24 protein-coding genes and 1 pseudogene are annotated in these 23,239 nt (G+C 41.5%); 17 read left to right on the forward strand and 8 right to left on the reverse strand.

Annotated elements, in window-relative coordinates:
• Positions 1-429 precede the first annotated feature (429 nt).
• From motA to map, 5 genes are all read left to right on the forward strand, one after another.
• The gene (motA, locus tag ABC374_RS01035) at positions 430-1,221 is read left to right on the forward strand and encodes a flagellar motor stator protein MotA (RefSeq protein WP_101224885.1); all 792 of its coding nucleotides are present in this window, start codon (positions 430-432) and stop codon (positions 1,219-1,221) included.
• Positions 1,214-1,969 carry a flagellar motor protein MotB gene (gene motB / locus ABC374_RS01040; RefSeq protein WP_350301149.1) on the forward strand — a complete coding sequence of 252 codons (756 nt, stop codon included), beginning with the start codon at positions 1,214-1,216 and terminating at the stop codon, positions 1,967-1,969. The genes motA and motB overlap by 8 nt, the downstream gene beginning before the upstream one ends.
• 45 nt (positions 1,970-2,014) lie before the next feature.
• Positions 2,015-2,290 (forward strand): late competence development ComFB family protein, encoded by a 276-nt coding sequence (locus ABC374_RS01045; protein ID WP_230177842.1) that lies wholly within the window; start codon positions 2,015-2,017, stop codon positions 2,288-2,290.
• A gap of 126 nt (positions 2,291-2,416) precedes the next feature.
• A complete protein-coding gene (locus ABC374_RS01050) occupies positions 2,417-2,932 on the forward strand; it encodes a type 1 glutamine amidotransferase domain-containing protein (RefSeq protein ID WP_350301150.1) in 516 nt (171 codons plus the stop codon).
• 106 nt (positions 2,933-3,038) lie between these two features.
• Entirely contained in the window at positions 3,039-3,785 is a 747-nt protein-coding gene (gene map, locus ABC374_RS01055) for a type I methionyl aminopeptidase (RefSeq protein ID WP_413015302.1), read from the forward strand.
• 40 nt (positions 3,786-3,825) lie between these two features.
• Here the strand turns inward: map and ABC374_RS01060 are convergent, their stop codons facing one another.
• From ABC374_RS01060 to ABC374_RS01075, 4 genes are all read right to left on the reverse strand, one after another.
• Entirely contained in the window at positions 3,826-4,068 is a 243-nt protein-coding gene (locus ABC374_RS01060) for a DUF2164 domain-containing protein (RefSeq protein WP_063234700.1), read from the reverse strand.
• Positions 4,069-4,079: 11 nt separating this feature from the next.
• A complete protein-coding gene (gene mobB, locus ABC374_RS01065) occupies positions 4,080-4,601 on the reverse strand; it encodes a molybdopterin-guanine dinucleotide biosynthesis protein B (RefSeq protein WP_413015304.1) in 522 nt (173 codons plus the stop codon).
• Positions 4,589-5,854 (reverse strand): molybdopterin molybdotransferase MoeA, encoded by a 1,266-nt coding sequence (locus tag ABC374_RS01070; RefSeq protein ID WP_413015306.1) that lies wholly within the window; start codon positions 5,852-5,854, stop codon positions 4,589-4,591. Before ABC374_RS01070 ends, mobB begins: the two co-directional genes overlap by 13 nt.
• Before the next feature lie 97 nt (positions 5,855-5,951).
• The gene (locus ABC374_RS01075) at positions 5,952-6,176 is read right to left on the reverse strand and encodes a DUF1128 domain-containing protein (protein ID WP_034305672.1); all 225 of its coding nucleotides are present in this window, start codon (positions 6,174-6,176) and stop codon (positions 5,952-5,954) included.
• A gap of 220 nt (positions 6,177-6,396) precedes the next feature.
• Here ABC374_RS01075 and ABC374_RS01080 point away from each other — a divergent pair, with 220 nt between their 5' ends.
• Together ABC374_RS01080 and ABC374_RS01085 are read left to right on the forward strand one after the other, a co-directional pair.
• Positions 6,397-6,789 (forward strand): YtxH domain-containing protein, encoded by a 393-nt coding sequence (locus ABC374_RS01080; RefSeq protein WP_350301154.1) that lies wholly within the window; start codon positions 6,397-6,399, stop codon positions 6,787-6,789.
• 16 nt (positions 6,790-6,805) lie between these two features.
• Positions 6,806-7,645: a YihY/virulence factor BrkB family protein gene (locus ABC374_RS01085; protein WP_350301155.1), complete on the forward strand. Its 840-nt coding sequence runs from the start codon at positions 6,806-6,808 to the stop codon at positions 7,643-7,645.
• A 234-nt stretch (positions 7,646-7,879) separates the two neighbouring features.
• Here ABC374_RS01085 and ABC374_RS01090 read toward each other — a convergent pair whose 3' ends face one another.
• Both ABC374_RS01090 and ABC374_RS01095 read right to left on the reverse strand, forming a co-directional pair.
• On the reverse strand, positions 7,880-9,799 hold the full coding sequence (locus tag ABC374_RS01090) for a heavy metal translocating P-type ATPase (RefSeq protein ID WP_350301156.1): 1,920 nt from the start codon (positions 9,797-9,799) through the stop codon (positions 7,880-7,882).
• 347 nt (positions 9,800-10,146) lie between these two features.
• Positions 10,147-11,313, reverse strand: a pseudogene (locus ABC374_RS01095) (MFS transporter).
• A 189-nt stretch (positions 11,314-11,502) separates the two neighbouring features.
• On the opposite strand from ABC374_RS01095, the gene cax reads away from it, so the two are divergent.
• Complete coding sequence (gene cax, locus ABC374_RS01100) at positions 11,503-12,561, forward strand: calcium/proton exchanger (RefSeq protein ID WP_350302774.1); 1,059 nt, start codon at positions 11,503-11,505, stop codon at positions 12,559-12,561.
• 469 nt (positions 12,562-13,030) lie between these two features.
• Positions 13,031-13,843, forward strand: coding sequence for a YfkD famly protein (locus tag ABC374_RS01105; RefSeq protein WP_413015309.1), 813 nt, complete (start codon positions 13,031-13,033; stop codon positions 13,841-13,843).
• A gap of 35 nt (positions 13,844-13,878) precedes the next feature.
• Here ABC374_RS01105 and yfkAB read toward each other — a convergent pair whose 3' ends face one another.
• Positions 13,879-15,000 carry a radical SAM/CxCxxxxC motif protein YfkAB gene (gene yfkAB / locus ABC374_RS01110; RefSeq protein ID WP_413020222.1) on the reverse strand — a complete coding sequence of 374 codons (1,122 nt, stop codon included), beginning with the start codon at positions 14,998-15,000 and terminating at the stop codon, positions 13,879-13,881.
• 156 nt (positions 15,001-15,156) lie between these two features.
• On the opposite strand from yfkAB, the gene ABC374_RS01115 reads away from it, so the two are divergent.
• Positions 15,157-15,342, forward strand: a complete 186-nt coding sequence (locus ABC374_RS01115) for an SE1561 family protein (RefSeq protein ID WP_101224874.1) — start codon at positions 15,157-15,159, stop codon at positions 15,340-15,342.
• A 288-nt stretch (positions 15,343-15,630) separates the two neighbouring features.
• On the forward strand, positions 15,631-17,199 hold the full coding sequence (locus ABC374_RS01120; protein WP_133351834.1) for a fumarate hydratase: 1,569 nt from the start codon (positions 15,631-15,633) through the stop codon (positions 17,197-17,199).
• Positions 17,200-17,248: 49 nt separating this feature from the next.
• On the opposite strand, the gene ABC374_RS01125 is transcribed toward ABC374_RS01120, so the two are convergent.
• On the reverse strand, positions 17,249-17,386 hold the full coding sequence (locus ABC374_RS01125; protein ID WP_170971547.1) for a hypothetical protein: 138 nt from the start codon (positions 17,384-17,386) through the stop codon (positions 17,249-17,251).
• A 109-nt stretch (positions 17,387-17,495) separates the two neighbouring features.
• On the opposite strand from ABC374_RS01125, the gene ABC374_RS01130 reads away from it, so the two are divergent.
• From ABC374_RS01130 to ABC374_RS01155, 6 genes are all read left to right on the forward strand, one after another.
• Positions 17,496-17,681, forward strand: coding sequence for a hypothetical protein (locus ABC374_RS01130; RefSeq protein ID WP_101224872.1), 186 nt, complete (start codon positions 17,496-17,498; stop codon positions 17,679-17,681).
• A 297-nt stretch (positions 17,682-17,978) separates the two neighbouring features.
• Positions 17,979-18,764, forward strand: a complete 786-nt coding sequence (gene pdaA / locus ABC374_RS01135; RefSeq protein WP_413015313.1) for a delta-lactam-biosynthetic de-N-acetylase — start codon at positions 17,979-17,981, stop codon at positions 18,762-18,764.
• Positions 18,765-18,886: 122 nt separating this feature from the next.
• Complete coding sequence (locus ABC374_RS01140) at positions 18,887-19,771, forward strand: DNA-3-methyladenine glycosylase family protein (RefSeq protein ID WP_413015315.1); 885 nt, start codon at positions 18,887-18,889, stop codon at positions 19,769-19,771.
• Positions 19,768-21,156, forward strand: a complete 1,389-nt coding sequence (gene rlmD / locus ABC374_RS01145; protein WP_413015317.1) for a 23S rRNA (uracil(1939)-C(5))-methyltransferase RlmD — start codon at positions 19,768-19,770, stop codon at positions 21,154-21,156. The genes ABC374_RS01140 and rlmD overlap by 4 nt, the downstream gene beginning before the upstream one ends.
• Positions 21,157-21,559: 403 nt before the next feature.
• Positions 21,560-22,522 (forward strand): tRNA dihydrouridine synthase, encoded by a 963-nt coding sequence (locus tag ABC374_RS01150; protein WP_413015319.1) that lies wholly within the window; start codon positions 21,560-21,562, stop codon positions 22,520-22,522.
• 127 nt (positions 22,523-22,649) lie between these two features.
• The gene (locus tag ABC374_RS01155) at positions 22,650-23,177 is read left to right on the forward strand and encodes a YehS family protein (protein WP_350301163.1); all 528 of its coding nucleotides are present in this window, start codon (positions 22,650-22,652) and stop codon (positions 23,175-23,177) included.
• Positions 23,178-23,239 lie beyond the last annotated feature (62 nt).

Genomic DNA, 23,239 nt, shown 5'->3' on the forward strand with positions numbered 1-23,239 from the left:
GCTTTGTCCTTTTGGCGTTAAGCGGAACTCACGAGTAAAAGTGTGAAACTCACGAGTAAACCGCTGAAACTCACGAGTAAAATGCTGAAATTCACGAGTAAACCGCCAAAATTCACGAGTAAAAGTCCGAAACTCACGAGTAAACCGTCAAAATTCACGAGTAAACTGCCAAAACTCACGAGTAAATGCCCATATTCCAGACGCATTGAGATAATTTCGTACAGAATAGGCTGGTGATTCCATTCTCGAAAAAATATTGTACCCAAACCATTGAAATGTACTGTTGGTTAAGCTCATCTAGGCAATAAAGTTGGTGGATTTGTGATGATTTAGTGAAAATTGAAATCGAATAGTAAAATAATCCTCACTTTTTTTAAACTTCATCCGATATAAGGAGGAGACGAGACTTTAAATGAATGGGTGAGTATTATGGATATAACATCAGTTTTGGGCGTAGTTCTGGGTATCGTGGCCATCTTGGTCGGAATGGTGTTGAAAGGCGTTAGTGTAACGGCGCTGATTAACCCGGCGGCTATTTTGATCATTATTGTAGGGACGATAGCTGCTGTCGTAACGGCTTTCCCTTTGTCGGAATTAAAAAGACTACCAAAAATATTCAAGATTTTATTCTTTGAACAAAAATTGACAAAGCCTGAAGATTTAATAAAAACCTTTTCTGAATGGGCGGTCATTGCCAGGAAAGAAGGCTTATTGGCATTGGAAAGCATTTCGGATCAAGTGGATAATACTTTTTTGAAAAATGGCTTGAATCTTGCAGTCGAAGGTCAGAGTGCCGATTATATTCGTGATATTTTAGCAGAGGAAATAGATGCGATGGAAGAACGTCATCTAAGCGCGGCAGCGATTTTCAGTCAAGCCGGTACATACGCACCGACGCTGGGTGTATTGGGTGCCGTAATCGGGCTTATTGCTGCATTGGGTAATATGGCCGACACTGAGGCTTTGGGACATGCCATATCTGCAGCGTTCGTCGCAACCTTGATGGGGATTTACACGGGGTATGTGTTATGGCATCCATTTGCCAATAAGCTAAAACGGAAGTCGCAGCAGGAAGTTCGAATCAAAGAAATGATGATAGAAGGGATTTTATCGATCATCGAAGGGGAAGCGCCGCGAACGATTGAACAGAAATTAACATCATATTTGCCTGCTGGAGATCGTAAAAAGTGGTTAGAAGGCGATGTGAGAGAAGATGGCTAGGCGCAAAAAGAAACAAAGGCATGAAGAGCATATCGATGAATCATGGCTGGTTCCCTATGCCGATATCTTAACATTGCTTCTCGCGCTTTTTATCGTCTTGTTCGCATCAAGTTCGGTTGATGCAGTAAGGTTCCAGCAGTTGTCCAATGTATTTAACCAGGTTTTTACAAGCGGAACGGGTTTTATGGATTTTCCAAGTGATTCCCCCAGCAATGAGCCAACGTCACCAGAACAAAGAACAGGTGCGGAAGATCTTGAGAAGCTAGGGAAAAACGAGCAAGAAGAACTTACGGAAGTTCAGGAGCGTGTAAATGCCTACATTCAAAAGAATGATTTAACGGATAAATTGGGAACGAACCTTACGGATGAAGGCATGTTGATTTCAATAAGGGAAAACGTGCTGTTCGAATCGGGTGTGGCTGAGGTGAGAAGTGAAAACCGAAAAATCGCTAAGGAAATCTCGGATTTGCTGGTCATGGATTTACCCAGAAACATTATCGTAAGCGGACATACCGATAATATTCCTATAAAGAATCACCAGTATGAATCCAACTGGGATCTGAGCGTGATGCGATCCGTGAATTTTATGAAACTTCTCCTCGAAAATAAAGAGTTGGATCCCGAAATGTTCAGCGCTAAAGGACATGGGGAATTCAAGCCGGTTGCTTCCAATGAAACGAAAAAAGGAAGGGCGAAAAACCGGAGAGTTGAAATCCTAATTGTTCCACGGACAGCGATAAATGAGTGAAAACCTGTCAGGAATGGACGGGTTTTTCTTTTTTAAGGAGATTATATGGAAAGAGAATATACAAATGTGATGGAAGAAATCGTTGTGACTTGGGTGCAGGTTTTAATGTCAGGTATGGAATACCAAACATTTTGTTCATGCGGTAAATGTAAAAATGACATCATCACATTATCATTGAATAACCTGCCTAATTACTATGTAACCACGGAAGAAGGGCGGAAAAGGATATTTGGAAATTTGAATACAGAAGAAAACAGGAAATGGATCAATAAAAGAATCATCAATGCGATACACGTTGTTGGCCAGTATCCTAAACATTGATTTGCTTTGGGAATAGGCTAAATATAGCACTAACATTAATTATGTGTTTTATTTATGGTAACAGAGGGAACATGAATAAAGTGCAAAGTAGGTTCATTCAATCAAAAATTGAGGAGATGAATTATTATGGGTAAAAATATCGCATGTGTAGTAACGAATATGTTTGAGGACTCGGAGTATAGTGAACCGGCAAGGGCATTTGAAGAAGCCGGCCATACGGTAACGACGATTGAAATGATAAAAGGGAAAACTGTTAAAGGAAAACAAGGGGAGGTAGAAGTCGAGATTGACGAAAGCATCGACTCAGTGAAACCGGAAAATTTTGATGCATTATTCATCCCCGGTGGGTTCTCGCCTGATCAGCTGCGTGCTGACGAACGCTTCGTATCTTTCGCCAAATCGTTCATGGATGATAAAAAGCCTGTATTTGCGATCTGTCATGGACCGCAGTTGCTGATTACAGCCAAAACACTTGAAGGGCGCCACGCAACAGGATATACATCCATTAAAGTCGATATGGAATATGCAGGTGCCACATATTTGGACAAGGAGGTTGTGGTTTGCGGCAACCAGCTAGTAACCAGCAGGACACCTGAAGATCTTCCGGCATTTAACCGGGAATCGCTCAATCTATTGAAATAATGAAAAATCCCGGCAGCTGCCGGGATTTTTCATTTTAAAGGATTCATATACTTTCATCTTTGCAGTAAAATAAAAGGAGAGACGAATAAAAAAGGAAGTGTCACGATTGATCGTATTAAAATCTGCACGTGAAATTCAAGCGATGCATGAATCGGGTAAAATTTTGGCAGCTTGTCATAGGGAGATTGCTAAGTTGATTGTTCCTGGGGTGACAACATGGGAAATAGAAGAATTTGTTGAAGGATTCTTAACAACACATGGTGCGAAGCCGGAACAAAAGGGTTACAAAGGGTATGAGTATGCGACATGTGCCAGCATAAATGAAGAAATCTGTCATGGTTTCCCTCGTAAGACCCCTTTGAAAAATGGAGATATCGTAACGATTGATATGGTCGTCAATTATAACGGGGCCCTTGCCGATTCTGCCTGGACGTATACGGTCGGTAAGGTTTCAAAGGAAACCGAGCATTTGGTTCATGTGACGAAGGAATCTTTATATAAGGCGATTGAAGTATGTGTGGAAGGCAATCGGATTGGAGATATTGGTCATGCCATACAAACATATGTCGAGGCGGAAGGCTTTTCTGTCGTTCGTGATTTCATCGGCCACGGGATAGGAAGTGTCATTCATGAAGAGCCGCAGGTTCCGCATTATGGACTGCCGAATAAAGGTCCGCGTCTTAAGGAGGGCATGGTATTCACCATCGAACCAATGGTAAACGTAGGTACATATAAAGCAAGCCGGGATCCGAATGGATGGACGGCATCCACTGCAGATGGGAAATACTCGGCTCAATATGAGCATACGATTGCCATTACGAAAAACGGTCCGCTTATTCTGACCGAACAATGAACATGAAAAAACAGCATCGATTATGATGCTGTTTTTCATGTTAATCAATTGGCCGTTCCAATGAATACAAATCTTCTTCGATATTTCCTAATCTGTCCTCAATGACTTTCTTAGCATCTTTGATACCTTCATTATATATAAATGGAGCAATATTTTCGAAAATGAACTGCAAGTGATTTTCAGCAGCGATTTCACCGATTTCCTTGCCATGTTCCTGATATACATATTCTTGGATACTTTCGATCATCTTGCGGCGTTTTTCTATGGGAAATTGAATGAACATTGTGCCCTCCTTCATATTTGTTCTAAAAACCATGTAATGAATGAATCCGAATCCAAATCCAAAGGGAAGACAGGTACTGAAGCATGATTCCTGGTTCGTTCAAGACATTCGGGCCAAGCCACCGCTGCTTTGACATTAGTAAGCCGTTCCAATAACACGAGGTCACTTTCTTCCTTGATTAAAATGACCTTAGGAAAGTCCTCTTGCTTATAACCCTCAATTAAAATCACATCAGGGAGGAATAGACACAGTAATTGAATCAGCTCAGTGATAGGGGCTTCCCCCTTGAAATTCCCGAGCAGCTCGATTGTTCCATCACCTTCAACAAGTGAAGCTGCCGCCCCAGCCTGAAAGTGTTTATTGGAATCCTTCATACCGTTAACATCCGGTTTTCCGCCATGTCCATGATGTTTTAAAACGGCTGTCTCTAATTTGGCTTTGCGCAGCTTTTTGATAATATTCGTTATAAAGGTTGTTTTTCCTCTATTTTGATAGCCAACCACCTGAAAAATAAAGGGCTTCACCAAGGCCATTTGCATCCTTCTTGGTCATCGAGGAGCAGGATGTCCACGAGATCTCCCGTTTGGAAACCACGGGTCCCCCCAGGTAAGACGGTCAGTGAATTGGCACCTGCCAAGCTTGTTGTAATATTGGATTTATCCACACCGCTGGGAATTACCTTCAACTGGCCGGATTCATAAAATAATCGGGTCCGAAGCAGACGTGAGAATGGATTGGGCTTTAAGAAGTCCTCTGCCAATTGGGCCGTCTCTTTCCGTAAATGCGGATGTTCCGAAAACAGCATGGTGCGGATGATCGGTCTTGCAAATAGTTCAAAGCCGACATAACTGGCGGAGGGATTGCCTGATAAGCCGAATAAAAATTTGTTATTATATACCGCTACGGTCGTCACGCTGCCGGGGCGCATGGCCACTTTGTTGAATAAGACTTCAGCACCCATTTTTTGATAAATATCCGGGAGAAGGTCAAAATCACCGACAGAAACCCCTCCAGTTGTAATGAGCAAATCCACTTCCTTCAAGGCAGTTAAAATGGCCTCGTAGCTTAATTCGAATTCGTCCTTAAGCTTTCCATAAAAGCGGACTTCTCCTCCGGCCCTCTGAATTTGGGCGGAGATGGCATGTGAATTGCTGTTGCGGATTTTCCCAGGCTGCAACGGTTCGTTAACATCAAGAAGTTCCGAACCTGTAGCGAATAATCCGACGACAGGTTTCTTGGCAACTGGGACTTCGGCATATCCGAATGTTGCCAGCAAGCCGATGATCCCAGGATTGATCGCTGTTCCTTTTTTTACAAGAACATCGCCTTTCTTTGCATCCTCTCCTTGAAAAGATACGTTTTCGCCTTCCTTAAGTGAGCGTTTAAATGATATGTACTTCTTTCCGTCCTTTTCGAATTCCTTTGTGAGCTCGAGCATGATTACGGCATCACACTCAGCTGGCATCTGAGCTCCAGTCATGATTCTCGCCACTTGATTTTTTTGTACAGGGATAGTCGATACCATCCCCGCAGCCAGTTCTTCAACCACTTCGAACTCAAGAGGGTTATTTATGGAACCTTCTGCCGTATCCTTGGACCTGAGGGCAAATCCATCATATGGAGAGCGGTTAAAATGCGGAACATCATTTGTAGCAACAATATCTTGAGCCAAAAAACGGTCTTGGCTTTCCTTGAGGGGAATCAGTTCCACATGTCCTATTAATTTATGCTTCATCACTTTTTCAACTGCTTCTTCAATACTGATGGGTGTTCTTCTTTCTACCATGCTTACAACTCCTGTCGGTTTTCAATTTCTATATCAAATGTAGCAGAATTATTTTAAAAATGAAAAAAATCCTCACCGGTATGGGAGGATTTGAATGTTACTTATTACGCAGTCTTCCAAGTTCTTCGGCGATGGCTTCCATTTCACGGACACTGAAATTCGTTTTTTTCATCACCATTGTATAAATATCATGCAGTTCTTCGTACATTTCGATATCAAAATGGGTTGATTTGATTGCACCGAAGTTCATCACTTTTAATTTATCCTTGATTGCTTCGATCATAAACTCGACACTTTCGGCTGTGTTTTGCGTTAAATCCATTTCCCTCATCCTTTCTACGTTCCTAAATTATTTTCATCTTTGCATGATTACCGCTGGAAGTCAATGAATATTACGAAGCTTGATCCCCAATATACTTGGTCATCTCCACGTTTTAAACTGAGGGAGTTTGGGAAAAGATAGGAAAAAACTTTTTTAAACATTGTATAATGGAGATAGCTACCATTATCCATCAACTAATATATGACGAGGAGGAGAATATATGAGCAACATTCGAGAAGAATATAAGTGTGACAAGAAAAGTAAATTTATGCAAGCGGTCTTTATTGGGGCGTTAGCAGGGGCTGCGATAAGCCTTTTTGACAAGGATACGCGTAATTCTGTATTGGAAAACAGTAAAAGCTGCATGAGTAATATGAAGGAATTCGTGAAGAATCCCAATGGGGTGCTTACACAAGTACGTGAAACATCATCAAAGGTCCGTTCCACTGTTGAAAAAATTTCCGATGATGTATCCTTCATTTCCCAAAAGGTGGAGGAAATGAAAGATATTCCATCGCAAGTTGCCCAAGTGGTGATGGAGACGAAGGAAGTTTTTGCTGCAGAGCAAGATGAGTCTTCTTCAAGTCACCATGAACGGATTTCCTTAAATTAGAAAATGGGGTGGAGGTATGGCCAATAAAAAAGAATGGCTGAAAGGCTCATTCTTCAAGACTTTCATAAAACGGTTACAGATGGATGATGTGTCGGGGCTTGCCGCACAGCTGTCTTATTTCTTCTTACTTTCCCTGTTTCCGTTACTTATTTTTTTATTCACTTTATTGGCCTATCTGCCATTTTCCCAAGAAGATATATTAAATACGGTCCGTACATATGCGCCTGACGATTCGATGAAAATCATTGAGGCCAACCTATCTGAAGTAATGGAAGCGAATGGGACTTTATTGTCGTTTGGTGTCATCGGAACGATATGGTCGGCATCGAATGGGATGAATGCAATCATTAAAGCATTTAACCATGCATACGATGTAAAAGAAAGTCGAACTTTCTTTATTTCCCGGGGAATGTCGATTCTTCTCACTTTAGCGATGATTTTTGTTTTTATTGTCGTTTTATTGCTGCCGGTATTCGGAAAACAGATCGGAGTATTCCTATTTGCCGAAATTGGACAATCCGATGAGTTTCTTACGGTTTGGAACCAGCTTCGCTGGGTGATAAGTACGCTTGTATTTTTAATTGTGTTCACTATCCTTTATTGGATTGCCCCCAACATAAAGCTGAAATGCATAACCGTACTGCCCGGTGCTATCTTTGCAACGGCAGGATGGAGTCTTGTTTCCTTTTTGTTTTCTTTTTATGTGGAGAACTTCGCTAATTATTCTGCAACATATGGAAGCCTTGGAGGGATCATCGTATTAATGGTCTGGTTTTATTTATCGGGGCTCATCATCATACTGGGCGGGGAAATAAATGCGCTCGTAAGTGAAAGGCAAAAACCAGAATGTGCATGAGCTTCCTGGAGTTCCCGTAATAGCGGACAATCATGCTGCAGATACTATTCAAGAAATAACAACTTTTGAAGAGGAGGAGTTCTTTCATGAGTAAAAAGGATGGCAGCACAAAGCAAAAAGGAAAAAATAAAGGTTCGAACCATAAAACATCTGGTTCTGCAAATGGTAAGAACGGATATCACTAAATGAAATGATCATAAAAAAAGGGAGCCTTGGAGGGCTCCTTTTTCATGCTTAGTTTCTCAAAAGTCTTAAGCTGTTCAGTATAACGAGAATTGTGCTTCCTTCATGTCCAATGACGCCGTATGGAAGGTCAAGGAATTGAAGGAAATTGGATGCGATCAGGATCATGATCACCGAAATTGAAAAGATGACGTTTTGTTTGATGATTCGATTCATCTTCTTGGATAATTTGACTGCTTCCGCGATGCGTGGCAGGTCATTCTTCATCAGAACAACATCCGCTGTCTCCAAAGCAACATCCGTGCCTTCACCCATTGCAATTCCCACAGATGCCGTTGCCAGAGCAGGTGCATCATTGATGCCATCCCCAACCATTGCTACAGTGCCAAAATGTTCTTTCAGCCTTTTTACTTCAGTCACTTTGGTTTCTGGCAGGCATTCGGCAATATATGCATCAATATGGCTTTCCGACGCAATCGCTTTAGCCGTTTTTTCACCATCGCCTGTCAGCATGACGGTATGGATGCCCTCATTTTTCAAAGCTTCGATGGCTGTAATGGTTTCTTCACGCACGACATCTTTCAAAGTGAGAATACCGGCAATCCCTTGATCATCCTTTGCATAAACGATTGTCTTACCTTGTTCAGCCAATGTCAGTGCAATGCCATTTTGGAATCGTTCTGCTTCACTGCGACCGACGAAATCAGCCTTTCCGACTTTCCAAAGCACGCCATTGATGTATGCTTGAACCCCATTGCCTGAGATATCTTCCATGTTATCCGGTTTAATGATGTCTCTTTGCAATTTCGTTTTGGCATAACGTACGATCGATGTTGCCAAAGGGTGGTTCGAATAATTTTCAACAGATGCAATATGAAATAAGAAATCATCTTCGTTTAAATCTTCGCGGATAATGACATCCGTTACCTCCGGTTTTCCTTTTGTCAATGTACCGGTTTTATCTAAAGCAATTGCCTGAAGGTTACCTAGATTCTCAAGATGGATGCCGCCTTTAAATAAAATGCCATGACGAGCACCATTTGAAATGGCAGAAAGCGTAGCTGGCATAATAGAGGCCACAAGGGCACAAGGTGAAGCGACAACGAGCAGGATCATCGCTCTGTAGAATGTTTCGGTCCAGCTCCACCCCAATATGAAATGGGGTACGAACATCATCAAGCCGACAACGGTCAATACCACTTTTACATAAGTCCCTTCAAACCGTTCAATGAACAGCTGGGAAGGGGACTTTTCACTTTGTGCGGATTGAACGAGAGTGATTATTTTTTGAAATAATGTTTCACTTGCTGGTTTGGTGATTTCCACGGTAATCGTACCACGGAGATTAACCGTTCCGGCAAATACTTCATCATCCAATGATTTGCTGACCGGTATGGATTCACCAGTGATGGCGGCTTCATCGATATTGGTACGGCCGTCCGTGATTTTTCCATCTGAAGGAACTCTCTCACCTGGTTTCACTAAAATCTGATCCCCGACATGCAGCTGTGAAACGGATACGGTTTCTTCATATCCGTTAGTGATACGCAGTGCTTCCTCAGGCTGTAAGTCCATAAGTGCCGAAATTTCTTTATGGCTTTTATTCATCGTGTATGTCTCAAGGGCACCGCTTAAAGCGAAGATGAAAATCAATATGGCACCTTCCGTCCAGTAACCGATAACCGCAGAACCGATGGCCGCAAAAATCATCAGCATCTCAACATTCAATTCCCGGTCGGCAATCGTATCTTCTATTCCTTCTTTTGCCTTGGCATATCCGCCAATCAAGAAAGAAGCTAAGTATATGACGATGGAAGTGGACTCCATTCCGTTCTTTGAAAGGGCCCAGCCCAACACTATTAATAAACCGCTGAATAATGCAGCAATAAGTTCTAGATGAGGTTTTGCTTTTTCCAACCAAGTGGTTTGGCATGAAGCCGGTTGGGTTAAATGTTTAGTATCTGTAGTCATAAGATTCCCTCCCACATTCTTTTCTATTTTGTGTAAATGATATAGATTATCATTTGTATGATATATAATTGAGAAAGATAATCAACGTCATTTCTCTGGATAAAATATGAAAGCTGCCACCGTAATTGCGATGACAGCAATGTTTTCAAAGGTTTTTAAACGTAATGTCCCTTTTGTTATTATTATAATACCACATATGCTATTCAGAAATAAAGAAGAATGATTCTAATCTAGTAAAAAATATAAAGTAAAAAATATAAAGTACTTCCTATCCAAATATTTAGCCGCTATTGAGAAATACCTTTCAAATTGAATAATAAAAGAAGTAGTCCAGATAATAAACTATACTACATAACTGAAGCAGGCATTTTCTCCTTAAACAAGGCCAATGAAATGAAGACAAGGAAAAGCATGATGCTGATCATATAGAAAAAATTCCCACCTTGTATATGTTCAATGACGAGGCCGCCAAAAAACGGACCGCCGATGCTGCCGAGGCTAAAGAAAATACTGCATAATAAATTTCCAGCAGGTAATAGGTTTCGAGGCAAAAGGTCTGCCATATAACTGATTCCCAGCGAGAAAGTCGAACCAACCATCATTCCGCCAAACATAAAGCAAATGAATAGACCAAGCACTGAATAAGAATAAATCCCTGCAAGAGTGAATATGGCAAACCCTGAAAAAAGTATCGTCAGCAAGGTCTTTCGCCGGCCAAAACGGTCACTTATCATCCCCAAGGGAATCTGGGTAAGCAGAGTCCCCGCGGAAAATGCCGGAATGATGATGGATACTGCGGTTAAATCGATTCCGGAGCGCAGGGCGAATACAGGAAAATTGCTATTCAATGATGCTTCAAGCACGCCAAAAGTGAACGGAAGTAAAAAAGCGATCCAAGCTATGCGGCTAACTTTCGTAAACCTTTTGAGTGTGCCAAGGAATGATGTGCTTTCAGAATCATCCTGTTCAGGAAGCTCATTTCTAATAAGGAAAACAGTGGACCAAGCTAGAAGACTAAGTATGGATGTGATGATGAAAGGCAAAGACTGATTAATCTCGAGAAGCTTCGTCATCATCGGGCCAACCATGAAGCCAAGACTGAAGAAAAGTCAATAAATGGCAAGATTCCTTCCGCGCTTCGTTTTTGGTGAAATGGCAGTGATCCATGTCTGGGTAGCAAAGTGAAGTGTATGATCGCCGATTCCGATGAAGAAACGGAGGACGAACCAGAACCAGAATGATTTCCAAACAGGAAATAAGGCAAGCGATAGAATGACCGTTATCCCGCCAAATAATATCAATGGCTTATAGCCGTATTTACGGAGCGGGGCTTCCATAAAAGGAGAAATCAACAGAATTCCAATATAAAGCGAGGCTGCATGAAACCCGTTTAGGGATGAGCTAATTCCGTCATTTTCAAAAATGATGGCTATGATCGGCAGAAGCATCCCTTGAGAAAACCCAGATATGCCGACAATTACAATTAAAACGCTAAAAAGCAATTTATTATTCATAAAATCATGTCTCCTAAGATATGTATACCTTCTTGATGTTACATCTTAGGAAGAGGATTAAGCAATAGAAATTTGGGTAAATATTGACAAGAAGAGAGAAGATGATAAAATTTTCCTTTGTCATCGCCGGAAGATTATGTATGATAGTTTTTGTTACATAAAAAGAACTATAGGATTGTGAGGAGAAGTATCGTGAATAAAATATTTTTGGGGCTTGTCCTGTTAGGCGTCCCTATATCAGTCATTGGGTCATTATTGCATTGGCCGAGTGTGATCATGTTCATCGTATATTGCTTAACCATCGTCGCGCTAGCAGGATTCATGGGCCGTGCGACTGAAAGCTTAGCGATCGTTATGGGACCAAGGATAGGCGGTCTCTTGAATGCAACCTTTGGAAATGCAGTGGAATTGATCATATCCATCTTTTCATTAAAGGCGGGGCTTGTTGGGGTCGTGTTGGCTTCTTTGACTGGTTCCGTATTAGGAAACTTATTGTTGGTGGCAGGACTTTCATTCTTTGTCGGAGGGACTAAATACAAAAGGCAGAAATTTAATGTATTCGATGCGAGGCATAATGCCGGTCTATTGATTTTTGCAGTTATTGTAGCCTTCGTCATACCGGAAGTATTCACACAAGACATGAGTGAATCACGTACGATGTCGTTAAGTGTAGGAATTTCCATTATATTGATCTTATTATATCTTGCTGCATTATTCTTTAAATTGGTTACTCACCGCGGGGTATATCAGCATACGGAGAAACCTGAGGAACATGAAGAGGAAGTACCGGAGTGGAGCAAGAAAAAGGCAATTATAATACTTGCTGTCGCTACATTGGCCGTTGCGTATGTATCGGAGAAACTTGTTCATACGTTCAGCGAAGTGGGGGAAACCTTCGGATGGTCGGAGTTATTCATCGGTGTCATTATCGTTGCAATCGTGGGTAATGCGGCAGAGCATGCGTCCGCCGTCATAATGGCCTATAAAAACAAAATGGATGTCGCAGTGGAAATTGCCGTTGGTTCCACGCTTCAAGTAGCGATGTTCGTAGCTCCTGTACTCGTGCTTATTTCATTAATGTATCCAACGCATATGCCGCTTGTTTTCACAATGCCAGAACTGATATCAATGGTTACAGCAGTCTTTCTGATGATTATGATTTCGAATGACGGGGAAACGAACTGGTTTGAAGGCCTTACCTTATTGGCCGCTTACTTCATTATGGGAATTGGATTTTACTTATTATAAGGATGCAGGCCTTCCGATGCGGGAGGTCTTTCTTTTTATATAATTGAAAAATAAAAATGACTCTGCTCAAGTTAGATTTAGCAGAGTCATTTCTATATTAGTAAATTACCATTCATAAGTTAATCCAAAATTTTTCATCATGCTTTTGTAAAAGTTGAGAAAATATTCTAGAGTGTCACACCATCCTTTTACATCAGATTTAAGTATAGGCGAATTCGTTTTCTGTCATCCTTTAAAAGGGTGTTTTGGATTGTTCGATAAGCATACCTCCTGAAGGTTTAATAGGTATGAACGATTTCGCCTCCTTTTTATAATGTAAAATAAGTATAACCGATTTGAAATAAAAAGTAAATATTCTGAACTTTACAAATTCATTACAAAATCGAAATAAGAATGAAATGTATAGAATGTTGGCTAAAAACAAAATCTATAACAAAATGATTGAACCCCTCAAAAGGAGTGCGACAGCATGAGAAGAACTATTCTTATTACGATGATTGCCCTGATTGCCTTCATTCAGGCGAATGTAAGTTTTGCAGCTGATATTCCAAAAGGCAAAGCAAATCCGAATATGGTGAATATCCCACCTTCAGTTTTGAATATTGCAAAGGAGAATACGTATCCGAACCCAACCCAGGATCTTCCGATGCTGCAGCCGAGTAAGTTGGCCGAACAATTGATCGATTCGTCGGATATCAAGATTGAAAATCCAGAACTCATCCATATGTTGAATGAATCGGCAATTGCAAAAGCTCCGCTTGCTTTTGGTTACAGGGCGACGATTTACCTTGGCCATTGGGCATTGAATTATGAGTCTTCGGAAACGGCGCCAAACTGGGAATACCAAAAAATCAATACGAATTACTACGATAATCGCGGCGGTGAGGTTCCATACAAGATCCGTTATGTCCAGGAAAGTCAGAAGGCAGTGAGTGGCGGTCTCACAGCGAAAATCCCTAAGGCAGAGGATGTTCAAAAGATGATGCTGTTAAAAGCCACTGAGAAAACGAATTTGCCATTGGCTTTTGAAACGATCATCGGAGCTGGTACGAAAAAAGATGAAGTATACAATATTGCTTCTAATAGGATAGGTTACTTATCCAGTTATGCTTCCGCGGTCAATGAAAAAGGGAAGGTCACATATGGGGAAGTGTATTTGAACTTAAAAGGAAGTAAAAGAACCATTACGATAAAGAACATCACTTCACAAGGCATCGGTGCATGGATACCGGTTCAGGACCATGTTTCCTTCAGCTTTACAGTCTCGCAGCAACCCAGGTAAATTAAAAAACTCGCCGGATTGGCGAGTTTTTTTCTTCATATGGTTGACTTCCTGATCCTGAAGTCCTCCTTCGGGTAGTATGCATTTTTGACGAGAACATTCGGGCCTAGACATTTGACTGCCGGGCAGTGGCAATTCAATTCATTGGCCAGTTTCGAATTCATCCATGTTTCATAGGATTCGGTCAAGGGCTGGTCTTTGATATTCCCTAATGTAGGTGCGTCCCCGAAATCGGTCACGATCACTTCCCCTGTGAAAATATTGATGTTCAACCGGGAACGTCCATCAGGGTCATTACGAACAGTCACTTTATGTGAACCATAAAGGCGTTGAAGCAGCTTTATATCCTCTTTATTGTTATTGCAAGGATAAAATGGCAGGGTACCGAAAAGCATCCAAACATTTTCATCACGGATATCAAGCAAATGATGAATCGCTTCACGCATTTTGTCCAGTGATAAAGTTTCAAGTGCCGAAGCGAAATCGCTTGGATACATAGGATGAATTTCATGCCTTTGACATCCCATTTCATCGACGATCTGCCTGTGAATATGCTCAAGATGAGGCAATGTCCGTTTATTGAGCATCGTTTCTGCAGATACCAGCACACCAGCTTTTGTCAGGGCACGGGAATTTTCAATCATTTTATCAAATAATTTCTTTCGCTGTTCCCGAGATGGTTTTCGGTCCATCATGGCAAAGCCGATATCAATGAATTCATCGATTGTTCCCCAGTTATGGGAAATGTGCAGAACATCCAAATAAGGAATGATTTCCTCATACCGTTCCAGGTCAAGGGTCAAATTGGAATTGATTTGTGTCCGGACCCCGCGGCTACGGGCATATTTCAATAGAGGCAAAACATAATTCTTCACTTTTTTTCTTGAAAGCATCGGCTCCCCGCCAGTGATGCTGAGCGAGCGAAGCAAAGGGATCTCATCGAGGCGCTGAATCAGTAATTCCAGTGGCAGTGCATCCGGGTCCTTGGGCTGGAGTGTGTAACCGACGGCACAATGCTCACAACGCATATTGCAAAGGGTGGTTGTGGTGAACTCCACATTGGTAAGGCTGAGTTTTCCATATTGTTCAACGTCCATATATGCTTCCCAAGGGTCATACTTGGGTGTAATTGGTGTTAAAAGATCTTGCTTGATTATTGACATATTTAAAACTCCTTACGTAATAATGCACTAACCCATTATGAACAATGGGGACAAAAATTGTCAAATGGCGGAGAGCTGCATTTATAGCTTGCCATTGCACTTTCAAGCAGATTTCGTTACGATGAAAGAAGAACGGAAGGAGAGTGCCTCATGGGAAAATCCATTACAGGTAAAAACGAACAATTAACATACTTAAAAGAACGCCTCACGATGTTCATGGAAGTTCTTGATCATATCGAACCGGAAAATACGGAGTTGGAAGATATAGACCGTTTAATCGGCATGTTAGATGATTTGGAAGGCAAAGTGGAACAATTCAAAACCCGAGAAGACTAATATCTGTTTCGATAGTATGATTTTTTCAATGTTAATATTCATGAAGGGATGACGGGAAAACTGCGTCATCCTTTTTTGATGGAAATGATTGGTGATGAAATTTAACTCATGGGCTATTTCTGGCGCTTTGCTCATTTCTCTCCAAATTGCTTTTCATTATGAAAAATAATTACTTGTTTTCGAAAGATTATGTTAGATGTATAATAAAACGGGTGTTGTATCATTCGCTATTTATAGAGAAGCAGGGAAATGATTAAATTTAGGGGAAATAAGAGGGGGAAGAGAAATTTGGATATTCAAAAATTCCAAGAAAGTATGTACAGTCTAATCGTTGAAACTTCAACGAATCTTCCAAAGGATGTTCGTCGTGCGGTCAAAAGTGCAAAACAACGTGAAAATGCAGGTACTCGTTCTGCATTAAGCCTGACCACCATCACGAATAATATTACAATGGCTGACGACAATGTATCACCGATTTGTCAGGATACAGGTCTGCCGACTTTCAAAATAAAAACTCCAGTTGGCGTGAACCAACTTGAAATAAAAAAAGCAATCCGGAATGCGATCATCTTAGCGACAAAGGGCGGAAAACTTCGTCCAAACGCAGTTGACTCTTTATCGGGTGAAAATAGCGGGGATAACCTTGGGGAAGGTCTTCCTGTCATTAAATTCGATCAATGGGAAAAAGACTATATTGATGTTCGGCTCATCTTAAAAGGCGGCGGCTGTGAAAATAAAAACATCCAATACAGTCTGCCTATGGAGCTTGAAGGATTGGGAAAAGCGGGCCGTGATTTGGACGGAATCCGTAAATGTGTCCTTCACTCTGTCTACCAAGCACAAGGACAAGGCTGCAGTGCCGGCTTCATCGGCGTTGGTATCGGAGGGGACCGTTCATCCGGATATGATCTGGCTAAGGCTCAACTTTTCCGCAGTAATGAAGATGTGAATCCGAATGAAGACCTTCGTAAACTTGAAGATTACATCATGAAGACAGCTAATGAATTAGGAATCGGCACGATGGGCTTTGGCGGCGAAACTACACTGCTTGGATGTAAAATCGGTGTCATGCACCGTATTCCGGCAAGCTTTTTCGTATCCGTTGCTTACAACTGCTGGGCGTTCCGCCGTTTAGGAGTTAAAGTCAATCCTGAAACAGGCGAAATCAATGAGTGGTTATATCAAGAAGGGGAGAAAATCGACTTTGCTTTGGAAGCGGAAAAAGCAGCGAAGGATGAAGTGGCAGCCGCTGCAGAATCGGACGTTGAAGCTTCCCGTGAAATCACCCTGCAAGCACCAATCACGGAAGAACAAATCCGTGAATTAAAAGTTGGTGACGTCGTTCATATTAACGGCAGAATGTATACAGGCCGTGACGCCATCCACAAGCACTTATCTGAAAATCCTGCACCAATCGACCTGGATGGACAAATCATCTACCACTGTGGACCGGTTATGCTGAAGGATGAAGAAGGCAAATGGCATGTGAAGGCTGCCGGACCGACAACAAGTATTCGTGAAGAGCCATACCAAGGCGATATCATGAAACGATTCGGCATCCGTGCAGTTATCGGTAAAGGCGGAATGGGACCAAAAACACTAGAAGCACTAAGTGAACACGGCGGCGTTTATCTAAATGCAATCGGCGGGGCTGCTCAATATTATGCAGACTGCATCAAATCCGTCGAAGGTGTGAACTTCACTGAATTTGGTATTCCAGAAGCAATGTGGCATCTGAATGTTGAAGGATTTACTGCCGTGGTTACCATGGATTCACATGGAAACAGCCTGCATAAAGACGTTCAACAATCTTCATTGGAAAAATTGGCACAATTCAAAGAACCAGTATTTAAATAAATGTATGGCAAAAGACGCTCACCAAACGGTTGGGCGTCTTTTGCATAGCTTACTCTTCTATTTCCGGCAGTGGATCGATCCTCGATGCATCCTCTAAATTCAATCCACTTTTCACAAAATGAACAAACACTCCACCACTTAAACCAAGACAACCAACAAAGCCTAAAGTGATAACCCATTCCAGCATTTAATTCCCCCCCTGCTAATGTATATGAAAAAAAGGCGAAAATTACCTCAGAAAAGTACAATCTTTTGGAAAGGTCGCACATACATTAGAAGAGAAAGGGGGGATTTTCATGCAGAATAACTACTTCTTATTCTTTATGGCCATGCTAACCGGTTTTGCTTTCATCAAACTTCCTGTGGCAAACACGATTTTCTCCGGACTTGAAACATTCCTTGACGTAATCGGAATTGTAATCGTTCTCATTTTCGCTATCGCCATTATTTGGAAGGCGGCACAAGCGTTATTTAAAGGATAAACAAAACATGGAGGGCCAATCCTTTTCGGAGGAGAGGCCCTTTTTTGCTTCTGATTATAGACACGAACTAACTAATTCGGCCTCCGGGGCGTTAATTTGATCCAGAGCGAAATTTTATTCGACCCACGGCGCGAAAATTCGACCTGCGTTGGCAGTAATTCGACCTACGGCGAGATCAATTCGACCTACGTCGGCAGTAATTCGACCTACAACGAGATCAATTCGACCTTCACAATATAATGCATATAAATCTCCATGTTCCAAACAATAAGAAAAAAGAACATGGGGGATATTCCAATGAAAAAAATGGTGATTTTATCCGCTTTTATTTGCTTGATATGCTCTTTGGCAAGCCCAGCTTTTGCAGAATCCTATAACTGGGGTTTCAATAAAGGGAAAAATGGGACACCTGCAGATGCCGGTAAAAAATTCAATGAAATGCTGCCTGAATATGAAGCGATTTATAAGGGGGATACAAAGAAAAAAGTCGTTTATTTAACATTTGATAACGGTTATGAAAATGGCTATACGGCTCAAATTTTGGATGTTCTGAAGAAACATGGTGCTCCTGGAGCTTTTTTTGTCACGGGTCATTATTTAAAAACGGCACCTGAGCTTGTTGTCCGTATGGCTAATGAGGGGCATATCGTAGGAAACCATTCATGGAACCATCCGGATATGACCAGCGTGACGGATGATGTGATTCGTACGGAGCTTGAGAGGGTAAAAGAAGCAACGGAAAAATTAACGGGACAAAAGGGAATGAACTACTTAAGGCCGCCTCGTGGGGTATTTAATGAGAGAACAATGAGGGTCGCAAAAAAAGAAGGGTATTACCATATCTTCTGGTCACTGGCATATAGAGACTGGATTGTTGATCAACAAAAGGGTGCCGCGTTCGCACACGATGAAGTTCTTAAGCAGATTCATCCCGGTGCGATTTTATTATTGCATACCGTATCGAAGGATAATGCGGAAGCATTGGACTCGATTCTGACGGATCTTGAAAAACAGGGGTACGCTTTCGGAAGCCTTGATGATTTAATGATTGAGAAGCAGTTGCCGAACCGAATGCTTTATTAAAGTGAGAAGCGGGTCCTGTAGAGATAATTCAGGTCCCGCTTTTATCCATTCTCCTCAATTTCAAGTAATATTTCAGGAAACATGCTATAATACGTGGAAAACTGCTAAAGGATGGATCGCTTGTGTGGACAGAAAAATTACAGGTTCAAGGACCCTATAATTTCGATCTAGTTCTCGAACGATTATCGTTAGACCCACTTCAGGTAGTTGATTTTACTAACAGGACGGTAAAAGTTCCGCTATATATAGAAAAAGAACCAATCGTTTTGCAGGTTCAGGCAATAGGAAATATCGATGAACCATCTTTTATCATCAAAGGTCATTCAGAGGTATACAAGTCAAAAGCAATCGAACGGTTAAAAAAGCTTTTTCATTGGCATCAGCCATTAGAAGGCGTTTCCCGGCATTTCCGGGAATCCGATTTGCGGGAAATCTTCGAAGAGCACCGCGGTACTGCCATAGTCTTGGACTTCGATTACTACAGTTGCCTCGTCAAATGCATCATACATCAGCAATTGAACTTATCCTTTGCCCATACGCTTACGGAACGATTCGTTAAAACCTTCGGCTACCAGATGGAAGGTGCCTGGTTTTATCCGACGCCGGAAACAACCGCCCAACTTAAAATCGAGCAATTGAGAGCCATTCAATTCAGCGGCCGGAAAGCGGAATACGTCATCGGACTTTCCGAGCAAATCATTCAGGGCCATCTCAACCTTGATATAATGGAAAAGCTATCCGATCAAGAGGTTATGGATACACTAATAAAAATACGCGGTATCGGTAGATGGACGGCTGAAAACTTCCTGCTTTTTGGACTTGGCCGGCCGAATCTATTTCCTAAAGCCGATATTGGCATTCAAAATGCCTTGAAAATATTATATGGCTTACCGCAAAAGCCAACCCTAGAAGAAATGGAGTCCTATAGTGAGAAATGGGCTCCATATCTAAGCTACGCTTCCCTCTATTTGTGGAGAAGCATTGAAAAACGGAGTGAAAAGAAATGACAAACATTCAAGATACAAAACTGGAAGTGAACCAAACCCTTCCCCTTACGATTAAACGGCTTGGCATTAATGGAGAGGGAGTCGGTTATTTCAAAAAGAAAGTCGTCTTCGTCCCAGGAGCATTGCCTGGTGAAGAAATTGTAGCTTTGGTCACAAAGGTGCAGCCAAACTTCACCGAGGCGAAAATAAAAACCATCCGTAAAGAATCACCGCATCGCATTGCAGCGCCATGTCCGGTTTACGCTGAATGCGGCGGATGTCAGTTACAGCATTTGAGCTATGACCAGCAGCTTATCGAAAAGCGCGATATCGTCATTCAAGCGATGGAACGCCATTCAAACTTCCCAGTTTCTTCATTAAATGTAAAAGAAACGATCGGTATGGAAGATCCTTGGAATTACCGCAATAAAAGTCAGTACCAAGTCGGCCAAAAAGATGGTAAATTGATTGCTGGCCTTTACGGCTTGAATTCCCATAATCTAATCGATATCCCGAATTGCCTTGTACAGCATAAGGCAACAAATAAGGTAACACGTACAGTGAAAAAGATACTAAAGAACCTGAACATCTCGATATATAACGAAAGAAAAAGAAAAGGTGTTATTCGTACGGTCATCACACGGGTAGGCTTTGAAACAGGTGAAGTGCAGGTTGTCCTTGTTACAGGTGCGGAGGAAATTCCACAAAAAGATCAGTTGCTAAAACAAATCCGGGACCAATTGCCAGAAGTGAAATCGGTCGTTCAAAACATCAACAACCGGAACACATCACTGATCTTTGGCGAAAAAACGATTCATCTGGCAGGTGAAAAAGTCATCAACGAAACATTGGGTGACCTATCATACGAACTATCAGCCCGTACATTCTTCCAGCTTAACCCCGTTCAAACTGTTCGCTTATATGATGAAGTGAAAAAAGCGGCAGCCTTAACCGGCACGGAAAAAGTGGTTGACGCTTATTGCGGTGTAGGAACCATTGGGCTATGGCTGTCTGAAAATGCCAAGGAAGTCAGAGGAATGGACGTCATTAAAGAATCCATTGAGGACGCCAAGAAAAATGCCAAAAAACATAAACGCGACAATGTATACTATGAAACAGGCAAGGCCGAGAACATCCTTCCACGCTGGGCAAAAGAAGGCTGGAAACCGGACGTACTTGTCGTCGACCCGCCAAGAACCGGCTGTGACCAATCATTACTTCAGACAATCTTGAAAGTAAAGCCTAAAACCATAGTGTACGTATCATGCAACCCTTCCACATTGGCGAAGGACCTACAAGAACTGGGCACTTCTTATCGCGTTGAGGCCATACAGCCTGTGGACATGTTCCCGCAGACGAGCCATATAGAGTGTGTCTCGCAACTCATTTTAAAAGAAGGAAACTAACGAATCGCTAATTGCCTTTGTATAGAGTTTTTACACGATAAATATATTGTTGGAATCACGTATTATTTAAGGGAATAAAATACTGATTTTCTGAGAACATGTTTTATTAAAACATGTTCTCCTATTTTTTTATCCTTCTTCATACTGTAATTCTAGTGGGTTTGAGCTATAAATGCGTTTTGGGTATTCAAGTCCGCCGTCAATTCCATTCAGGACCGATTTTCGTTAAAATAAACATTGTATAGTTTTTCACAAATTATAAATGTCCAAAATGTACTTGTGTTTGATAATAAGTTATTAAGCATGATATAAGTGTAAGTGTAAAAGAAGTGGAACAATTGGCTTTATATTTTTTGACCAAGTGTTTGAAATTGTATCCATAGTGAGAGGATTTGAGTTTGAAATGATAGATAATTTTTGGCGTGATTTACCACGACCATTTTTTGTACTTGCACCAATGGAAGATGTGACAGATGTTGTTTTTCGTCACGTGGTAAGTGAAGCCGGCCGACCGGATGTATTTTTCACAGAGTTTACAAACTCGGATAGCTATTGTCATCCAGAGGGCATGAAAAGTGTGCGTGGCCGTTTGACTTTTACAGAAGATGAACAGCCAATGGTGGCACATATTTGGGGGGATAATCCCGAATATTTCCGTCAAATGAGTATTGGCATGGCAGAGCTAGGATTTAAAGGCATCGATATTAATATGGGCTGCCCTGTACCGAATGTGGCATCGAGAGGGAAAGGTAGTGGCCTTATTCTGCGTCCAGACGTTGCGGCAGAACTTATTCAAGCAGCAAAAGCGGGCGGACTGCCTGTCAGCGTGAAAACACGACTTGGCGATAATGATGTAAATGAGTGGGAGGAGTGGCTGACGCATATTTTAAAACAGGATATTGCGAACCTTTCCATTCATTTGCGTACAAGAAAGGAAATGAGCCAAGTAGATGCGCATTGGGAGCTAATTCCGGAAATCAAAAAATTACGTGACCGTGTCGCACCAAATACGCTACTAACAATCAATGGAGACATTCCTGATCGTCAAACTGGGCTGCAGCTTGCTGAACAATATGGTATTGATGGCGTTATGATCGGGCGAGGTATTTTTAAAAATCCTTTTGCTTTTGAAAAAGAGCCAAAAGAGCATAGCAGTAAAGAATACCTCGATCTTTTAAGACTGCAGCTTGATCTTCAAGATCAATACGCGGAAGAAGTGCCACGTTCAATCACAGGGCTACATCGCTTTTTCAAAATTTATGTCAAAGGATTCCGTGGAGCTGGTGAATTAAGAAATCAATTGATGAACACGAAATCAACAGATGAAGTGCGTGCATTGCTTGATAACTTTGGAAAAGAATGTTGATGGGAGCAATAAGCAGAGTGATCCGGGAATCTGTAAAAGGTTCTCGGATTTTAACCTGCGTTTATTTCCATCCATTTGTGAAATAATGAAAATACTGTGAATAGAGAAATACATAGGAGGTTTTTGGATGCATAATCATGATATATTAATTCGATTAAGATATGCGCTTGATATTAAAAATAAAGATATGGTAGAGATATTTAAACTAGGGGAGATCGAAGTGACAATGGAAGAAGTCATGCAGATGCTCACAAAACCAAAAGATGATTATTATGATGAATATGAAGAATATGATGATATGGATGAAGATGAAGATGGGATAACCTGCAACAACATGATGTTAGAGTCCTTTTTAAATGGTTTGATCATTTTTAAAAGAGGGAGACAAGAGCCAAAACCTGGTCAGCCTCAAAGTCAGGCACCTGCTGTAAAGAATAAGGAAAGTGTGAACAATATCCTTCTGAAGAAACTGAAAATAGCATTATCATTAACCAGTGAGGATATGATTGATATTTTGGAAGAAGCAGGAGTCATGATAACCAAAGGGGAATTAAGCGCTATACTAAGAAAAGTGGGTCATAGGAATTATAAAGAGTGCGGAGATCGATACGCGAGGAATTTCTTAAAAGGATTAACTTTGAGATATAGGGGATAAGGGTTCAGTATCTGTTTCTATCATGCACATCATTACAATTAGGCCTTGATTTCGTGAAAAGT

Origin of the sequence: Peribacillus phoenicis, assembly GCF_047238085.1 — a bacterium.
Classification (GTDB): Bacteria; Bacillota; Bacilli; order Bacillales; family DSM-1321; genus Peribacillus.